12 protein-coding genes and 1 pseudogene are annotated in these 17,440 nt (G+C 54.0%); 9 read left to right on the top strand and 4 right to left on the bottom strand.

The window, feature by feature from the left end; translation table 11 throughout:
* Positions 1–138 precede the first annotated feature (138 nt).
* On the bottom strand, positions 139–378 hold the full coding sequence (locus ATK06_RS08255) for a DUF3039 domain-containing protein (RefSeq protein ID WP_172607414.1): 240 nt from the start codon (positions 376–378) through the stop codon (positions 139–141).
* A 60-nt stretch (positions 379–438) separates the two neighbouring features.
* Between ATK06_RS08255 and ATK06_RS08250 the strand changes: the two genes are divergently transcribed.
* The 5 genes and pseudogenes from ATK06_RS08250 to ATK06_RS08230 all read left to right on the top strand — a co-directional run bounded on the left by ATK06_RS08250 (position 439) and on the right by ATK06_RS08230 (position 5,081).
* On the top strand, positions 439–969 hold the full coding sequence (locus ATK06_RS08250; RefSeq protein WP_083985890.1) for a DUF3099 domain-containing protein: 531 nt from the start codon (positions 439–441) through the stop codon (positions 967–969).
* 4 nt (positions 970–973) lie between these two features.
* On the top strand, positions 974–2,521 hold the full coding sequence (locus ATK06_RS08245; protein WP_098389170.1) for a DUF7782 domain-containing protein: 1,548 nt from the start codon (positions 974–976) through the stop codon (positions 2,519–2,521).
* A gap of 30 nt (positions 2,522–2,551) precedes the next feature.
* Complete coding sequence (dtd, locus tag ATK06_RS08240; protein WP_048379157.1) at positions 2,552–2,992, top strand: D-aminoacyl-tRNA deacylase; 441 nt, start codon at positions 2,552–2,554, stop codon at positions 2,990–2,992.
* A 109-nt stretch (positions 2,993–3,101) separates the two neighbouring features.
* A pseudogene (locus ATK06_RS08235) lies at positions 3,102–4,121 on the top strand (sigma-70 family RNA polymerase sigma factor); the annotation flags it as partial.
* 273 nt (positions 4,122–4,394) lie between these two features.
* A complete protein-coding gene (locus ATK06_RS08230; RefSeq protein ID WP_098389169.1) occupies positions 4,395–5,081 on the top strand; it encodes a metal-dependent transcriptional regulator in 687 nt (228 codons plus the stop codon).
* 76 nt (positions 5,082–5,157) lie between these two features.
* On the opposite strand, the gene ATK06_RS08225 is transcribed toward ATK06_RS08230, so the two are convergent.
* Complete coding sequence (locus ATK06_RS08225; protein WP_111704142.1) at positions 5,158–6,300, bottom strand: DUF4192 family protein; 1,143 nt, start codon at positions 6,298–6,300, stop codon at positions 5,158–5,160.
* Positions 6,301–6,615: 315 nt separating this feature from the next.
* Here ATK06_RS08225 and ATK06_RS08220 point away from each other — a divergent pair, with 315 nt between their 5' ends.
* From ATK06_RS08220 to ATK06_RS08210, 3 genes are all read left to right on the top strand, one after another.
* Positions 6,616–7,671 carry a PAC2 family protein gene (locus tag ATK06_RS08220; protein ID WP_098389168.1) on the top strand — a complete coding sequence of 352 codons (1,056 nt, stop codon included), beginning with the start codon at positions 6,616–6,618 and terminating at the stop codon, positions 7,669–7,671.
* A gap of 78 nt (positions 7,672–7,749) precedes the next feature.
* The gene (locus tag ATK06_RS08215) at positions 7,750–10,293 is read left to right on the top strand and encodes a DEAD/DEAH box helicase (RefSeq protein ID WP_169916283.1); all 2,544 of its coding nucleotides are present in this window, start codon (positions 7,750–7,752) and stop codon (positions 10,291–10,293) included.
* 120 nt (positions 10,294–10,413) lie between these two features.
* Positions 10,414–11,373, top strand: coding sequence for a hydrogen peroxide-inducible genes activator (locus ATK06_RS08210; protein WP_048379165.1), 960 nt, complete (start codon positions 10,414–10,416; stop codon positions 11,371–11,373).
* A 62-nt stretch (positions 11,374–11,435) separates the two neighbouring features.
* Here ATK06_RS08210 and ATK06_RS08205 read toward each other — a convergent pair whose 3' ends face one another.
* The gene (locus ATK06_RS08205) at positions 11,436–12,374 is read right to left on the bottom strand and encodes a hypothetical protein (protein ID WP_048379167.1); all 939 of its coding nucleotides are present in this window, start codon (positions 12,372–12,374) and stop codon (positions 11,436–11,438) included.
* A gap of 150 nt (positions 12,375–12,524) precedes the next feature.
* Here ATK06_RS08205 and hrpA point away from each other — a divergent pair, with 150 nt between their 5' ends.
* On the top strand, positions 12,525–16,448 hold the full coding sequence (gene hrpA, locus ATK06_RS08200; RefSeq protein WP_048379168.1) for an ATP-dependent RNA helicase HrpA: 3,924 nt from the start codon (positions 12,525–12,527) through the stop codon (positions 16,446–16,448).
* Here the strand turns inward: hrpA and nrdR are convergent.
* Positions 16,445–16,897 (bottom strand): transcriptional regulator NrdR, encoded by a 453-nt coding sequence (nrdR, locus tag ATK06_RS08195; RefSeq protein WP_048379169.1) that lies wholly within the window; start codon positions 16,895–16,897, stop codon positions 16,445–16,447. The genes hrpA and nrdR overlap by 4 nt on opposite strands.
* Positions 16,898–17,440 lie beyond the last annotated feature (543 nt).

The raw sequence follows: 17,440 nt of genomic DNA, 5'->3' as shown, positions 1-17,440 counted from the left end.
ACTGCCACCGTAATTCGAAAGGGCCCCAGAAATATCCGCGGGCCCGGGTGGTATCGAAGTATCGAGTATAAGCCTTCTGCGCCTGGGCGTGGGATTCTCGCAGGTGCTCCCATTTACTGCCCGGCGCGCGCCAAGCGGCTACTTGCGACGTAAGGTTTTATAAATCTGCTCGCACTTTGGGCACACGGGCGAGCCGGGTTTTGCTTGTTTCCGTACGGGGAAGGTTTCGCCGCAGAGTGCTACGACCCGCTTTCCTCCGATGGCGGATTCGACGATCTGGTCTTTCTTGACGTAATGGAAAAACTTGGGGGTGTCATCGCCTGTAGTGGTCGATTCCCGAGTATCTGGACGTGTAATTGTTTGAGTTGAGCTAGTCACGTTCTCCATCATGCCCCACGGGGCTGCTCCTCCGCATGGAAGGGTATATGGTTAAGCACTATGCAGCTTGACGACGGGAATGCGAAGCCTGGCTCCGCACATTCTGGGGACCAGCGTTCTTCCGATGAATATAGCCCCGTAGATATTTCTGGGACTGCGGACAAATCCCGTCGTTTTGCACGCGCGTCTGAGCTGATTACCGATGCAAAGAAGAGTTCGTATCAAGATCGTCTTCATCGGGAACGAGTGTACGGAGTCCTTCAGCTTGTGCGTCTTCCCCTTTTGGTTGCTGCGGTTGCAGTGTATTGGGTATGGGGTTGGTGGATTTTAGCGCTAGTACTAGCGGTTATTTCTATACCGCTGCCCGGTATTGCTGTAGTTATTGCAAACGGTAAAGGCGAGCCGGTGGATAAGCGTGAGCGTAATATCTACAAGCCTGCTGCTTACCGGGAGGCTGTGGCACAAGCACACCTGGAATCCGCTGCTGGGACTGCGCTCCCTGATTCGGGGGTTACGGGGCCCGCCGCGTTGGGGAGTACTCCTCATGAGATAGTAGACATCACCGAAAGCGAACCTCCTGCAGAAAGATAGGTTGATGGGCCAGTACGAAGATTCTCCTTTGGCATCAGTTGCGTCTCGTCTCGGAGAGGCTTTCCGTGATCTCGGGTTCGGTGAAGATGGTATTGCGGGCGCGTTGGGACCTGCTGCGTATGCGGCGTTGTATCGCGGTGAGCCTGGCGCCGTGTCACGCGCGCTCAGTTTTATCACTCCAGAATCGTCACATTGGCCAGTGTCAGTGCTCACGCGGCTTTTTGTGATGGGCGAAGAAGTGCTGTGCGGCGACGTCGAAAAGCTTCTTGGCGGGGATCTTGTAGCAGAACTGGTTTCTGAAGACCTACTGGTGATCCGCGGGGGCCGTGCAACTGCCGCTGTGGAGATACGGCCCCGGACCATCGACGGAGAAGTGAATTACGTTTTCGCCGATTTCGATGCTTCCATGAAAAATCATGTGCCTGGTAAGGATCATGTTCTGGGTGTAGGCGCAGCCAGCCTATCGCTCCTTCAAGCCGTTCCCCGGACGCCTGTGTCCTCAGTCCTTGATCTAGGGTGTGGGTCCGGAATCCAAACTCTCGGACAACTCCCTTATGCGGGTACAGTCACTGCAACCGATATTCATCGCCGGGCGCTCAGACTTGCTGGCGCCACGTTGGCCGCCTCAGGGCGATCGAATTATGAGGTCCTTGAAGGATCGTGGTTCGAGCCGGTTTCAGGGCGAAGTTTCGAACGCATCGTGGCAAATCCCCCGTTTGTGGTGGGTCCGGCGGCGGTTGGACACGTGTACCGCGATTCCGGATTAGGTCTTGATGGTGCCACAGAAGCCACAGTCCGCGGGGCTGCCAAGCATCTCGCCCCGGGCGGTCAGGCATTTCTCCTAGGAGCATGGGCGCACGTTGCCGGCGAAACGTGGCAGCAACGTGTTGCTCGGTGGCTTCCGCTTACGGGTGTGGCTGCCTGGGTTCTCCAACGAGATGTGGCAGACCCTGAGATGTATGTGTCTACCTGGCTCCGTGATGAATCCATTGATCCTCGCTCGGACCTGGGTAAGCAACGAACTCGTGATTGGCTCGACTTCTTTGCTGAGCACGATGTGACGGGGATTGGTTTTGGGTGGATCGGCCTCGAGGCCATAGGTCAACAACCTACCGAGGTTGTTGCTGAAGAACTCGCGCAACCCTTCACTGACCCGTTGGGCCCTGAATTCGCAGAATACTTTAAGCGCGCCGGGTGGCTGCGCCAACGAACCAGCGCTGATATTCTCTCATCCCAGTTGTGCGTGCGACCGACGGTAGCCGTCGATGCAGTGTCGGTCACTGATACGGATACTGGCCTGGGTTTCGCTCCAAGCGTTACGCGTATTTCCCGCTTAGACGGGCCCTTGTTCAACCACGAAATCGACAATCATCTCCAGGCAATCGTTGCTGGTTTACACCCCCAAGGTTTGAATCTTGAGGATGTCATAGAGCTTTACGCCGCGGCGCAAGGCCTTGATGCAGCGGCGATTACCGCAGACTGTGTCGCCGCGATTGTTGACCTCATCCGACACGGCATAGTGCTGCCGGCGGACCTGGTGGAAATCGTTTAAACAGCCCGTCTTTTGTAGGGAGGAAGCCCAGTGAAGGCCGTACTTACTCGCGTTACCACTGCGCATGTCGAAGTGGAAGGAAAAATCGTCGCTGCATTCGAGGCTCCAGATACGGGAGGAATCCTCGCACTTGTGGGTGTTGGACACGACGATACTGAAGAAGATGCCAAGACCATGGCCCGTAAAATTGCGGAGCTGCGTGTGCTTGACGGTGAAAAATCCGTGACGGACTGCGACGCTCCCGTGATTGTAGTCAGCCAGTTCACCCTCCAAGGGGAAACTAAAAAGGGACGCCGCCCGAGTTGGTCGAATGCTGCGCCAGGATCTGTTGCGCAACCGCTTTTCGACGCCGTCGTGGACGATCTCACAGCGCGGGGCTTGTCTGTGGGCACCGGCGTGTTTGGAGCCATGATGAACGTGCATTCCGTCAATGCAGGTCCGTTCACCGTGTTAGTGGATACACAAGCGTAGCTTAAGCCTCCGTTTACCAGGTCCAACCTTGGTGCTCACCTCCCCAAAAGGCCAGGTTAACGAAGACTTTTCTCAATCGGGAACTAAAACCCGATCACGTTCGTTATACACAACAGATTGGCGATTTTACGAGGAGGTACGCATGAGCACCCGCGCTTACGCAAAAGAACAGAAGAAACCTGATAAGGGCAGCCGCCGGAATCAGACTAACGACAATCCGTCAGCCGACCTCGTACGCGTTTATCTGAACGGAATTGGCAAGACCGCTCTGTTGGATGCGGAAGAAGAAGTCCAACTGGCACAGGACATTGAGGTCGGACTTTACGCTGAATATCTACTTAACCACCATTCCAAGGATCTCACACGCGCCAAGAAGCGTGACTGCAAAGTCCTTGCACGCCAGGGTAAAAAAGCACGCAGCCATCTCCTAGAAGCTAACCTCCGCCTTGTGGTTTCTCTTGCTAAACGCTACACCGGTCGTGGAATGCCACTGCTGGACCTGATCCAGGAGGGAAACTTAGGGCTCATCCGCGCAATGGAAAAGTTTGACTACGCGAAGGGCTTCAAGTTTTCTACGTACGCCACCTGGTGGATTCGGCAAGCCATCACTCGAGGCATGGCAGACCAGTCCCGCACAATTCGCCTCCCAGTCCACCTTGTGGAACAAGTCAATAAGATTTCACGTATCAAGCGCGAGCTTTACCAATCCCTGGGGCGCGAAGCTACCAACGAAGAACTTGCTGAAGAATCCGGGATTGAGGAATCTCGGATTGAGATGCTGCTCCGCCAGTCGCGGGACCCCGTGAGCTTGGACATGCCCGTTGGTGCAGATGAGGAAGCTCCCCTAGGTGACTTCATCGAAGACTCCGAAGCCGCCGATGCCGAAGCTGCCGTCGTCGCTTCGCTGCGTCACACCGACATCCAGTCGGTCATCGCAACGCTGGAGCCACGCGAACAGGATGTCATCAAGATGCGTTACGGCCTTGATGACGGTGTCCCTCGCACGCTCGACCAGATTGGTCGTCGCTTCGGGCTCTCGCGTGAACGCGTACGCCAGATTGAGCGCGAAGTGATGAGCAAGCTACGCGACGGGCAGCGTGCTGAAAAACTTCGCGATTACGCGCAGTAAGCTTCTGCGATAAGTTCACCCTCATAAAACAGCGTCTTATCCTGCCATTTCCTATCACGCCACGTGAGTAGGGTTTTCGCAACATAACCGTTGCCAAATAGTTAATGTGGCTAAATGCGACGAAATTCAGTAAAGTCAACCGCATAACGAAATACCGGTGCAGACAAGGGCACTCCGCTGTCCAGCGAAACGTCCATAGGAAGCACCGTATTCGTAGCGACTGAGAACATCCCCACATCATTAGATTATTTAGGTTTAAGAAGAGGTCACGGCGTGAGAGATTTAGTAGATACCACCGAGATGTACCTACGAACTATTTATGAGCTCGAAGAAGAAGGCATCACTCCTCTCCGTGCTCGGATTGTTGAACGTCTTGAGCAGTCCGGTCCTACTGTCAGTCAGACCGTAGCCCGCATGGAACGCGATGAGCTGCTCAAGGTTCTACCCGACCGCAGCCTCCAGCTGACTGAGGAAGGTCGCCAGCGCGCTACATCGGTCATGCGCAAACACCGCCTGGCGGAAAGGCTACTTACCGACGTACTCAAGTTGGACATCCACAAGGTCCACGATGAAGCGTGCCGTTGGGAACACGTCATGAGTGACGAAGTCGAACGCCGCGTCTTGGCAGTGTTGGACCATCCCACGCACTCCCCTTTCGGTAACCCAATTCCAGGTATCGAAGAACTCGGTGTCGACGCAGAACCTGCACCGGAAGCCGAGGGCATCCGCCCTATCGATCTACCTTCGGGTGAGACTAAACGGGCACGGGTCCTACAGCTCAACGAAATTCTGCAAATGGACAACCGCCAATTCCGCGCATTCCACGATGCCGGCATTCGCCCTGGCACCGAAGTGGAAATTTACAACGAAGACGGCCTGATCACGATTATCCGTGGAGATAAGACGATCGAGCTTAACGAAGGCCTCGGTCATGCGCTTAGGGTCGAAGTTCTCGACTAATAGCGGCAAACGCGCCGTCGAAAAGCTCAAAGCCCCAGTGATATCCACACAACGGATATCACTGGGGCTTTGAGGCTTACATCAGTACGTCGAGGCGTGGGCGCACTCGGTACTGGTCACATATAAACGCGTATGCGTGCTCTACCGCTCGTGCGATTGCGTCCTCTCTTCCTTGCTCCATAAGCGAAAGAAGTAGCGAGCTCAAAGAATGCTCCCGGTACGTGCGGCGGACCTCCTCTAAAAGTCCGTAAGCATAATCCGACATTCCGATATTTATCGCAGCAACCGCACAAATACTTAAAGCGTTAGCCCAGGCCGGTCCTGACGTAGCTGTCGCGACATCGGAGTAAACGCACATCACAAATTCAGGCATGGCCACCGCGAGGTTCAGTGCTACGTCTCTGAGCAGTACGTTATCAAGCGTGAGATACAACAGGTGGGTAAGATCCTCGGGTGTTGGGGCGATGTCATTCAGTGTCTCTGCACCATAGTTCTTATTCAGCCCACAGAAGATATTACCCAAGGCTTCGATAGCCTGTTCCAGTTCCTTACTGCACCCCATTACCTCTAGTTCGGTTTCGATGCTGTCTCGGAAATCATGCGCACGCTTTCTACTTGCCGCCACATCATAAGGGCAATCCACCAATGCCTGCGAAATCTTTACCAGTCCTGCGTCTGCAGCAGCTGGGGACGCATTTCCTAGCTTGCCCAGATACAACGGATTGCCGGCCCCGGCGATCAACTGGTGTGCCCACAGGCACTCCCCAGGGCGTAGTGCGGAAGTCGCCCAGATGCCACGGCACGTAGAACTTAGCTCATCTTCGGGTTCAATCACCATGAGCGGCTCAATGAAATCTCGTAACGCCCAATTCGTAGCCGGGCACTCCGAGAGCACTACACACGCCCAATATGCGCCGCGTGTAAGTTCGAGAAATCTTTCCTTCACCCCCAAAGCGGAATCTGATGCTTGGTTACCGCCAGCGTAGAGGTGGAACGCCTGTGTGTTACCTAAACCTCCGTCTAAATCTTGCGATTTCGGCCAGGTCATAACGATGACTGTGCCAAGCTCCGTAGTCTCGAAAGCCCCAATGAGTGACGTAACCAGTGTGACCGGATCCGAATGCTCCGTCCGGTCAGCTCCACGTGCTCCAGCGCTGTGTTGTTGTAATACAGTGTGCTCTTCTCCGCCATGCATGAGGCGTCCTAGTGAATATGTCATGATTCCACTGTGAAGCCGCTACCTGCACAGCACCAGGAGAAGTTTTTCGGCCTGTTTAAACTACTAGCGCGCGCTATTGTTATCCACAACATGAAGCCGGCCGTCCAAGCGCGGGAACCAGTGGAGACCGAACATCGTCTAATACGCTTTCTCGTGTCAACGCTGATTCCAGTAGACTGACAGTCTTTCCTGCCCATTGCACGGACCCTCCTATGCCCACAAAACGGAGGGAATGTTGGGGCGAAGATTTACGTTGTAATTAAGTACCATAGATAACAGCCGCTGTGTACATGACAGTGACAGGAGTGACTATTTATGTACGATGAACAACCTGCAATGTATGACTTAGAATTTCCCTCTCCAGAGATTACGAACCCCGCTCCGGATGGGCCCACATTAGTAATCGCTTTGGACGGTTATGCTGACGCTGGCCATGCTGTGGGTGGCAGTGCAGATCATCTTTTAGCAGCGCTTGAACACCGCCCAATAGCAACGTTTAACGTTGATGAGCTGATTGACTTCCGCTCACGACGGCCTGGTGTCACCATTAGCGATAGCGAAATTATCGATGTTGAGTCGCTTGAATTAAGCATGGACGTTGTTCGCGATAGCCGTGGCCAGAGCTTCCTGCTCCTTTCTGGGCCTGAGCCTGATCTCCGGTGGGGTGCCTTCAGTCAGGCCGTCGCTGATTTAGCGCAGAAATTTAACGTAGACAAGGTAATCGCACTCTACGGAGTCCCCATGGCCGTACCGCATACCCGCCCTACGGTCGTCTCAGGCCACAGCAATAGCCCTGAGTTGATTCAGCGCGTTGTCAATTGGGACGGTCGTTTTCAAGTACCCGGATCAGCATCCTTGAACTTGGAAAAAACACTGGCAGACCGCGGGCACCGAGTCGCGGGGTATTCCGTGCAGGTTCCCCACTACATCACGCAGTCACCATATCCCCGAGCGATGCTCAAACTTCTGCAAACTGTAGAGGTCAATGCCCAACTACGATTCCCCCTGGGGACGTTAGAAGCAGACACGGTGCGTATCGATGAGCAGCTCGCGGAACAAACTGAAGCCTCTCGCGAGATTCAGCAAGTCGTCCACGCCCTTGAAGAGCAATTTGACCAGGAGGCACAACGCCATCGGGAACGCAACCCTCAGGGCATTCTTCCTGGTGAAGAAAATCTTCCCACAGGGGAGGAAATCAGCGCTGAGTTTGAGCAATTCCTCGCCGCTATCGACGCCACCGGTCTCCCCGGCCCGTCGCATCAGGTTTCTCATGATCCGCATTCAACTGGAGACGACCATCACAACCATGATGTTAGACGCCACGGAGAATCGCACGAGGATTCTTCTTCTGAGGACGAACCCGGAGAGTAGTATTCGCGGGCCGTTGCCAACCTAAAGGGATGCACGTCCCTGCGCCTTCGGGTTTGGTTAACCGGTAGGGTAAATGATGTGTTCCTCACTGAAATGTTGCCCGATCTTGCCGAAGTCCCCGAAAGCCTGGTTGATGAATCCATCTTCGAAGGCTTCCGAGTATGGAATAGCCAGCGAGGATTAAGCTTCTATCCAGCACAGGAAGAAGCAATCCTGGGCTTATTGGCTGGTGATAACGTCATCTTGGCAACCCCAACTGGCTCCGGAAAATCCCTCGTTGCTGCTGCAGCGCACTTCATTGCTATGGCGCGCGGCCAACGGTCTTTCTACACAGCCCCGATCAAAGCCCTCGTGAGTGAAAAGTTCTTCGCGCTCTGCGAAATTTTCGGCGCAGAAAACGTGGGCATGATGACCGGTGACGCGACAGTTAATGGTCAAGCCCCCATCATCTGTGCTACTGCAGAAATCGTAGCCAATATTGCGCTGCGCGACGGTAAGCAGGCACGCATCGATCAGGTAGTGATGGATGAGTTTCACTACTACTCCGATCCCGAACGTGGCTGGGCCTGGCAAGTTCCCCTACTGGAACTGCCACAAGCACAATTCCTACTGATGTCTGCGACTTTAGGCGACACAACTTTCCTGGAAAAAGACCTCACGCGTCGCACTGGACGGGACACGAATCTCGTGGCGGGCGCAGAACGGCCCGTACCGCTGAGTTTTGAGTACGTGTATACGCCGGTCCACGAGACCGTCGAGAAGCTTTTGGAACGGGGCGAAGCCCCTATTTACGTAGTGCACTTCACGCAACGAGAAGCAACTGAACGCGCACAAGCCCTAACTTCACTTCAGCTGCTCAGCGCAGAGGAAAAGGAAAAAATCGCCGAAGAGATCGGTACTTTCCGCTTTACGACGACATTCGGGAAGCAACTATCGCGCCTCGTCCGGAAGGGAATCGGCGTCCACCATGCAGGCATGCTTCCGAAATACCGGCGACTGGTCGAACGCCTCTCGCAAACAGGACTGCTCAAAGTCATCTGCGGCACGGACACCCTCGGCGTGGGCATCAACGTACCAATCCGAACAGTCCTGATGACCGGTCTTGCTAAGTATGACGGCACTCGTCAACGGATCATTAAATCTAGGGAATTCCATCAAATTGCGGGACGTGCTGGACGTGCTGGTTATGACACCCACGGAACCGTCGAGGTGCAAGCACCAGAACATGAAATTGAGAATGCTCGGCTTCGCGAACGCGCAGGACAAGACCCCAAAAAATTAAAGAAGCAACGTCTCAAACATGCCCGCGAGGGAGAAGTCACCTGGTCAAAGAAGACCTTCGACCGTCTGATTACCTCTGAGCCGGAGCCGATGAGCTCTCAATTTAGGGTGTCCAATTCGATGGTCATTAATCTACTCGGACGCACCGGGGATACGTACGACCACTTCAAGCACCTTTTGCGCACTAATCATGACACGCGCTCCAAACAAAACTCGGACATTCTGACCACCGTGGAGCTAGTTCGCGGTTTGGTCAATGCTGAGATCGTGGAGAAGGTCGACCCAACGCACCCTGACCCCACAGGTCGGACCTACACACTCGCCAAGGAGATGCAGCGGGACTTTGCGCTCAACCAACCATTGGCACCATTCGCGTTAGCAGCTTTAGAATTACTCGATCCGGAATCCGATACGTTTGATCTAGATGTGATTTCGGTATTCGAATCGATTCTGGACAACCCGCGGGTAATTCTCAATGCACAGCAGAAGCAAGCACGCGGTGAAGAGATAGCAGCGCTCAAGGCTGATGGCGTGGATTACACCGAACGCATGGCGCTGGTTGAAGACGTCACGTGGCCACAGCCTCTTGCCGAGGAACTAGAAGCCGCATACGAGACTTTCACTGCGGGCGCACCGTGGGCTCGGGAATTCGACATCACCCCGAAGTCTATTGTCCGCGACATGATTGAACATGCCATGACGTTCTCGGATTTCGTGGCAACCTATCAGCTTGCTCGTTCTGAGGGCGTAGTCCTGCGGTACCTCACCGATTGTTGGCGCACACTCAAGCACACGGTCCCGGACGCATACATCTCTGAGGAACTGGACGAGATCATCGAATGGCTTGGCGAGATGATACGCCAAGTTGATTCATCGCTCGTCGATGAATGGGCGATGCTGGCGGACCCGGACACGCCTCTTTCCCAGGATGTGGTGGAACACGAGCGCGCGTTTGGCGTCACCGATCCCGACGCGTTGACTGCCAACAAGCGTGCTTTCACCCGCATGGTACGCAACCTTATGTTCCGTGTCGTCGAGTTGTTTGCACTAGAACGTGAGGAGCAGCTTGAGGAGATGTTCGATTATCTTGACGATGCACCTGACTTCGGTGACGCAATGGACGCCTACTTCGATGAATACGACGACGTCGACTTCTCCCCCGCGGCCCGTGGGCCAGAATATTTTAGGCTTAACGACGACGGCCGTGCGTGGGAAGTTCGCCAAGTTTTGAAGGATCCTGACGACGAAGGCGGTTTCGCCTTTACTGCAATGGTCGACCTTGATGCTTCCGACGCACATGGCGAGGTACGCCTGAGCTCCTTGCGATTTGACGCGTCCTAACTTTTTCATGTAACGACGTTGAGCTTCGACGCAGGTAGAGGCATGATTTGCGAACTTTAATCTCCATACCAAGCGGGGACGTATCGACCCTGAATGAATCAATAGGTTATAGTTACAAACATGCCAAATAAAGAGTACCGCCCGACCCTCGCTCAGATGCGAACATTTGTCACCATTGCTGACAATAAGCATTTCGGGACAGCCGCACAGAAATTAAATATTTCGCAGCCATCTTTATCCCAGGCATTGGTGGCATTGGAAAGCGGGTTGGGAGTGCAACTGATTGAACGCTCCACGCGTAAAGTCATCGTTACTCCAACTGGGGAGGCACTCCTGCCCTATGCGCGAGCAACACTCGACGCAGCAGACGCTTTCCTATCGCATTCACGTGGCGTCGATGGTGAGCTGAAGGGGCCACTGACGTTCGGTGTCATTCCCACGATAGCCCCGTACTTGCTGCCGTATCTTCTACCACTCCTGCAGACTGAATTCCCTGACTTGGAACCGCAGATCGTGGAAGACCGCACCGAACATTTACTGCAACTGCTTCGCGATGGACAAATCGATTTCGCGATCATGGCCCTCCCCTCCGAGGCAGCCGGCATGGTGGATGTACACCTCTACGATGAAGAATTTTACGTAGTCACGCCAGAGGACCACCGCCTTGCAGGCCGCAACGACCTCACGCTGAACGCGCTCGACGAATTAGACCTGCTGCTGCTTGGTGAAGGCCATTGCCTGCACGATCAGATTCTCGATTTATGCCGAACAGCCCATTTGAACCCGAGCGAAGCCGCGAATGCTGTCTCCCATGCGTCTAGTCTGACCACTATTATCCAGCTCGTGGCAAACGGTTATGGCTCAACCCTCGTTCCAGCTAGTGCCGTTGGAGTGGAATGCAATCGCAAGGGGTTAGCCACAGCCTCATTTGCGCCTGATGTAGTCGCTCAACGCAGTATTGGAATCGTCTACAGGTCTTCTAGTGCCCGTTCCGATGAATACGAGGCGTTGGCGAAGACCATCAGCCAGGCTTACGACAGGGCCCTGGAACAATCTGACTTTAAGCGCGTAAAGCCCTAACGTCGGATAGCACAAGGCGCGGAGCTCTCCACCCTAGAGCTCCGCGCCTTTCTTGTCTTCATTTACTGCTGCTGCACCTGAAGTTTCTGGATTCCATGGCGCGCAAGTAGCCCTTGCGCAATCATGTACGCCGGCAGAATCACAAGAGCACCGAGGCCAAGCGTGATCATCATGCCGAAGCCCATCAGTACCGCTATGGCAATAATAAAACCGATAAGTCCTCCGTAGTTCTGCTTACCGACTGCAAAGGATTGCTTTAACGCCCCGAATACCGTTGCGTCTGGGTAGGCGGAGTAATAGGTCCAAAACATCAGGAAAGGCTGAATGAGCACACTGACGATAAACGCAATAAACCCAGCCAGCAAGAAAACCCCGAAATTTGTTGCTCCGAAACCAGTGGGAGCAAGAATAAGCAGGTAGACAATTGAACCGAAGAGACCGTTCAGGATAGACGCAACCAGCGGGCGCCAATATGAGTGGACTCGGAAAACTTCACCCCAGGAGATCTGTGCTTGCACGGCGTTGAGATTCGCCGCATGCACCATGAACGGGGTCAAAAGCACACTTGCTAGGCTGACCCCGATTTGAAGCGTAAACGAGACCTCCGGGATTTCATCGGTCGCTGGATCGATGTTTTGCAGATTCTGATACGTAGACACGACAGAAAGGCCACCAACGAGTATGAATAGCGCCAAGCTACCTAAAATCCATACCGGCCAGTTCCGGAAGGTTGCGCGGAAACCATACTTAACAGCCCCGACGTAATCTAAGCTAAGCGGACGAAGCGGCTGGTTTTCTCCGGCGACGCTACCAGCTGGGAAGTGTGGAGCTTGAGTCTGTTGATTCTGGGAACCAAAAGACGGCTGATCTTCCGGATGATCTGTACTTGGGTACGGAGCGAAACCCTCATAGGGGTTTGCAGGTTCCTTTGGCAAATTCTGGGACGAGTCAGACTCTTTGCCTTCAGGCTCGTCCGAGGGATCGTGTGGTGGGTGTGTCATCGTGCTGCCTTCCGTTGTCCATCAGAGCCTATAAAAGCCCGCAATACTATGTTTAGGGTCATGGTACAGAAAATTAACATTCTTGAACACCCCCTGGTTTTCGCCGGGACACCGTAACGATCGGTAGTCGGCTAGACTCTATACATTGTCATGACTTCCCCTCATAATTCGGATTCTGTTTCCACCCCGCAACGCTCAGAGCTCTACGCTGCGCTCGATGAAGTACGCCTACGCGACCGCCCGGTTTTTCGGCGCCGCCTCAAGAAAGCACGGTCGCCACACGCGCTCCAAGCCATTGGTTCTGATATCACCGAGGCGCAGCGCAGGGTACAGAACGTCGATAAGCACATTCCTGAGCTGACTTTTCCAGAAAACCTCCCGGTTACAGCGTTTCACGACGACCTGGCCCAGGCGATTTCTGAAAACCAGGTAGTTATCATCGCCGGTGAGACCGGATCCGGCAAGACCACGCAAATTCCAAAGATCTGCCTCGAACTTGGTTTAGGGCGCAAGGGACTGATTGGGCATACGCAACCACGACGTTTGGCAGCACGGACCGTCGCAGAGCGGATTGCCGACGAGCTTGGTCAAGACATTGGCGAATCTGTAGGTTACGCGATTCGCTTCGACGATAAAGTTTCCGATACAACCGCGGTCAAGCTGATGACCGACGGCATATTGCTGTCTGAAATGCAGCGTGACCGGAAACTCTTGGCCTATGACACGCTGATCATCGACGAAGCTCATGAACGCTCACTGAATATCGATTTCCTGCTTGGTTATATCAAGAGGCTGCTCCCCCAGCGTCCGGATTTGAAAGTGATCATCACCTCCGCGACGATTGACCCTGAAAGATTCGCCGACCATTTTGCCGCTGCCGACGGCACTCCGGCTCCTATCATCGAAGTCTCGGGGCGTACTTTCCCAGTGGAAATCCGGTATCGACCGCTTGAAATCGTGGAGGGCGACCGCGTCCGCGACATCGACCCAATCGAAGGTTTACTGGCGGCGCTTGAAGAACTCATGGCCGAAGGCCCCGGAGATATATTGTGTTTCTTCGCCGGCGAGCGTGATATTCGTGATGCCATGGACGCCATCGAGGGTAAACATTGGCGTGGCGTCGAAGTCACACCACTCTTTGGCCGGCTCTCTAACCAAGAGCAGCATCGAGTTTTTAGTCCGCATAAAGGTCGTCGCATTGTTCTGGCAACAAATATTGCAGAAACATCCCTGACGGTTCCAGGTATCAGGTACGTCGTTGATACTGGTCTCGCCCGCATCTCAAGGTACTCAACCCGGACCAAAGTACAACGTCTCCCCATCGAACCGATTTCGCAAGCGAGCGCGCAACAGCGTTCGGGTCGGTGCGGTCGCGTGGCGGACGGTATCGCCATTCGCTTGTACTCCGAAGAAGACTTCCAATCACGACCGGAGTTCACCGACCCAGAAATTTTACGCACGAATCTTGCTAGCGTCATTTTGCAAATGGCCGCACTGCGCTTGGGAGACATCCGCGAATTCCCGTTTATTCAGCCGCCAGAGCACCGCGCTATTCGCGACGGAGTCGCGTTACTTCACGAAATCGGTGCAATTACGCAGGAAGAACGCGAAGGACAACCGGTTCTCACCGCAATCGGTAAAGTTATTGCGCGTATCCCAGTTGACCCGCGTATGGCACGCATGGTTGTAGAGGGCCATCTCAAAGGTGTACTTGATGCAGTCATCGTGATTGTCGCTGGACTCACCATTCAGGACATTCGCGAACGACCCCTTGAGTTCCAGGCCCAGGCTGATCAGCTTCATGCGCGGTTTAAGGATGACAGCAGCGATTTCATTAGCTATCTCAAATTGTGGGACTACATCCATGAGCAGCGGGCGCAGCTCAGTGGAAACGCATTCCGTAAGAAGCTGAAAGCGGAGTATCTGCACCACATGCGGTCGCGGGAATGGCGCGATTTGGTTCGCCAGCTTCGCGACGTTGTATCTGACCTCGGATGGAAAGAAACTACCCACACAGACTCAGCCCGCGACCGGGACCTTATCCACCAGTCGCTGCTATCCGGACTGCTCATGCATATTGGTGTTCGTGAAGGGCAGACCCGCGAATACCACGGAACGCGCAACACGCGATTCATGATTTTCCCAGGCTCTTCACTTTCACGTAAACGTCCAGATTTCATCATGGCAGCAGAAATCGTCGAAACGTCGCAGCTATGGGCTCGAGATGTTGCCGCAGTCGATCCCACATGGGTGGAAAAACTAGGCGCGCATCTACTCAAGCGGACGCATTCTGAGCCGTTCTGGTCCCGCAAAAGGGGTGCCGCAATGGTTCACGAGAAAGTTTTACTTTTCGGAGTCCCTCTCGTGGCAGATCGAGAGGTCCCCTATCACCGCGTTGACCCCGAAGCAGCACGTGACATGTTCATTCGTCATGCGCTTATCGACGGTGACTGGAACTTCAATCACCGGTTCCTCCAAGATAACGCGCGCAAATTGGACACCGCGGCTGAAATCGAGGACAAGGCCCGTCGACGGGGTCTCGTTGTAGACGAAGACGCCTTATTCGACTTCTATGATGCTAAACTACCGTCCACCTCTACTAACGCAGCAAGTTTCAACAAGTGGTGGAAACGAAAGAAACAAAAGAACTCTCATTACTTAGACTTTGACCCAGATCAGCTTCGCACTGATCAAGCGGGGCAATACACCGAGGAGCAATTCCCAGACACATGGCGATCGCGTGAGTCAGACGTAGTATTTGAACTCTCCTATATGTTTGATCCAGGCAGCCCCCGAGATGGTGTCACGGTACATATTCCAGTCCCGATGCTTGCCGGCATAGACACCGAACAATTTACCTGGCTCGTCCCAGGTATGAGGGAAGAATTATGTGTGGAACTTATTCGTACGTTACCGAAGGTACAGCGACGCACAGTCGTCCCGGCTCCTGACTTCGCGCGTAGAGCACTACCTAACTTAGATCCGACACAAGGAACTGTTGCGGAAGGTTTGGCCGCTTCGTTACAAACGCTCGGTGTTACCGGCATAGGAGCTGAAGATTTCCAACCGGAAAAACTCCCCGACCACTTAAAAATGACCTATGCTGCAATAGACAAACGTGGCAAGATTATAGATAGCGACAAAAATTTAGCTGCTCTTCAAAAACGCCAAACTGGTCACATCCGCTCTTCTGTATCGAAACTATCCCGTAAGCAAGAATCTATCGTTGCTCAAGAATGGACGTCTGAGACGTTCGGGGCACTAGACGAAACGGTCACGACCAAGGTCGATGGTCACGATGTGACGGCGTACCCTGCTTTGGTGGCCACTGAGGATGGTTTTGCAGTCAAGGTTCTCCCGACCAAGCAAGACGCAGATGCTGCGATGATCACGGCGACGCTGACAATGCTGCTCCGCGAGGTCACAATCAACACTAAACAGATGGTTAAGGGCCTGCCCCTAACGCAGCGAGTGGCGGTGGATAACTATCCTCATGGCGGTGCTGAGGGCCTAGTTAACGAGGCCCGCGTTGCATCAGTACGGGACGCGCTTGTTGAAGCTGGTGGTGCCGTCCGATCTCCGGAGGCATTCGCGGATCTCAAGCAGACAATCATCCCGACTATCCCAGCACGAGTCCGTGCGATGGTAGTGGCCGTTGCTCCCGCATTGGCTGACTATGAACGACTAGCAGAAGAACTTAAGCAGTGGGACGGCGAAGCCATTACCGACATGAAGAAACAGCTTGAGTTTTTATTGCCGCCACAGGCCTTAGTAATCCATGGACAAGGTCGCTTACGACATTTGGGGCGATATGTAAAAGCTATGGTGTTGCGCTTGGACGATATCAATCGCGACCCCGACCGAGATGCGGATCGCCAAGAAGTTGTGAATTCTCTCGAGCAACAATTAGAGGCCAAGGTGAAAAAGTTAGCGCCAGGAGCTGCGAAGACTACGCGTGTGAAAGATATCCAGTGGGACCTCCAAGAACTACGCGTGAGCCTTTTCGCGCAGCGTTTGGGAACCGCCAAGACAATCTCGCCTCGCCGTATCGAAAAGGCTATCGCCAAGCTTTAGTCTCGTTGTCTCCTGCGCATCAACCGAATCTCTCTCTCGAAATCTTCGGCATCTTCAAACGATTTGTACACCGAGGCAAATCGAAGGTATGCGACCTCGTCTAACTCCCGTAATGGATCGAGTATTGCCAAACCAATCTCATTGGCGTGAATCTGGGAGCTACCGTGACTCCGCACTTTCTGCTCGACCTGTTGCGCGAGGACTTTAAGCTCATCGTCGGATACGTCGCGGCCTTGACATGCTCGTCGAACGCCAGTAATCACTTTGTCGCGGCTAAAAGGCTCAGTGACCCCGTTTCGCTTAACCACCAAAAGCACCGATTTCTCGATGGTGGTAAAGCGCCCTTCGCAGGAGGAACACTCCCGGCGGCGACGGATGGCTGCCCCGCGTTCGACTATGCGGGAATCTACAACCCGCGAGTGGTCATGGTTGCAGAATGGACAGTTCATGGTGGCTTCCCCTTGAGATAATAAGTAGTGAAGGCAAGTACACCCACTGTATAACTAGCGAATCGAAGTATCGAAAGTCTGACCATATATAGACATCTCGCCGCTGAGATAAGGGTCAGAATCGTCACCTCCGAACAGGAATGAACCGAGCACAATAAAGAGTCCAAACAGCGCTCCTCCACATATCGCGCCGTAATTGCCCTTACTAGAGGCTCGTTGTTTCGTTCGATGAGCGGACAATTCGCTGCCTCCAGATTGCACATTGTTTCCATGTATACCGGGAACCAACGGAGATAGCGTTCGAACCCTCCCGGAAGACCCGTACTCAAAGGACCGGCATTCCGGACCCCACTCAGCGACGCGCGGAGCAGTCGGACGAACCTCTCCACCAAAGTTCCTGTTAGCGCGATAAATAGCAGTAGTCATGATATCTCCTTCAAGCATTGCGAGGGTCAGTGTAGATTTACCGTCAGACGCATTTACAAGTCTTTCGCCCAACCGTTCGAGGTTCGCCTCTGTGTTCGATTTATAGCACACGCGTCC

Origin of the sequence: Corynebacterium renale (genome assembly GCF_002563965.1) — a bacterium.
Classification (GTDB): domain Bacteria; phylum Actinomycetota; class Actinomycetes; order Mycobacteriales; family Mycobacteriaceae; genus Corynebacterium; species Corynebacterium renale.
This window is presented reverse-complemented; position numbering and strand designations above follow the sequence as displayed.

Bases quoted from the DNA above. Each gene is read 5' to 3' on its own strand.
- ATK06_RS08250 (WP_083985890.1), top strand. From the start codon at position 439: ATGCAGCTTGACGACGGGAATGCGAAGCCTGGCTCCGCACATTCTGGG.
- ATK06_RS08245 (WP_098389170.1), top strand. From the start codon at position 974: ATGGGCCAGTACGAAGATTCTCCTTTGGCATCAGTTGCGTCTCGTCTC.
- ATK06_RS08225 (WP_111704142.1), bottom strand. From the start codon at position 6,300: ATGACATATTCACTAGGACGCCTCATGCATGGCGGAGAAGAGCACACT.
- ATK06_RS08220 (WP_098389168.1), top strand. From the start codon at position 6,616: ATGTACGATGAACAACCTGCAATGTATGACTTAGAATTTCCCTCTCCA.
- ATK06_RS08210 (WP_048379165.1), top strand. From the start codon at position 10,414: ATGCCAAATAAAGAGTACCGCCCGACCCTCGCTCAGATGCGAACATTT.
- ATK06_RS08205 (WP_048379167.1), bottom strand. From the start codon at position 12,374: ATGACACACCCACCACACGATCCCTCGGACGAGCCTGAAGGCAAAGAG.
- hrpA (WP_048379168.1), top strand. From the start codon at position 12,525: ATGACTTCCCCTCATAATTCGGATTCTGTTTCCACCCCGCAACGCTCA.
- nrdR (WP_048379169.1), bottom strand. From the start codon at position 16,897: ATGAACTGTCCATTCTGCAACCATGACCACTCGCGGGTTGTAGATTCC.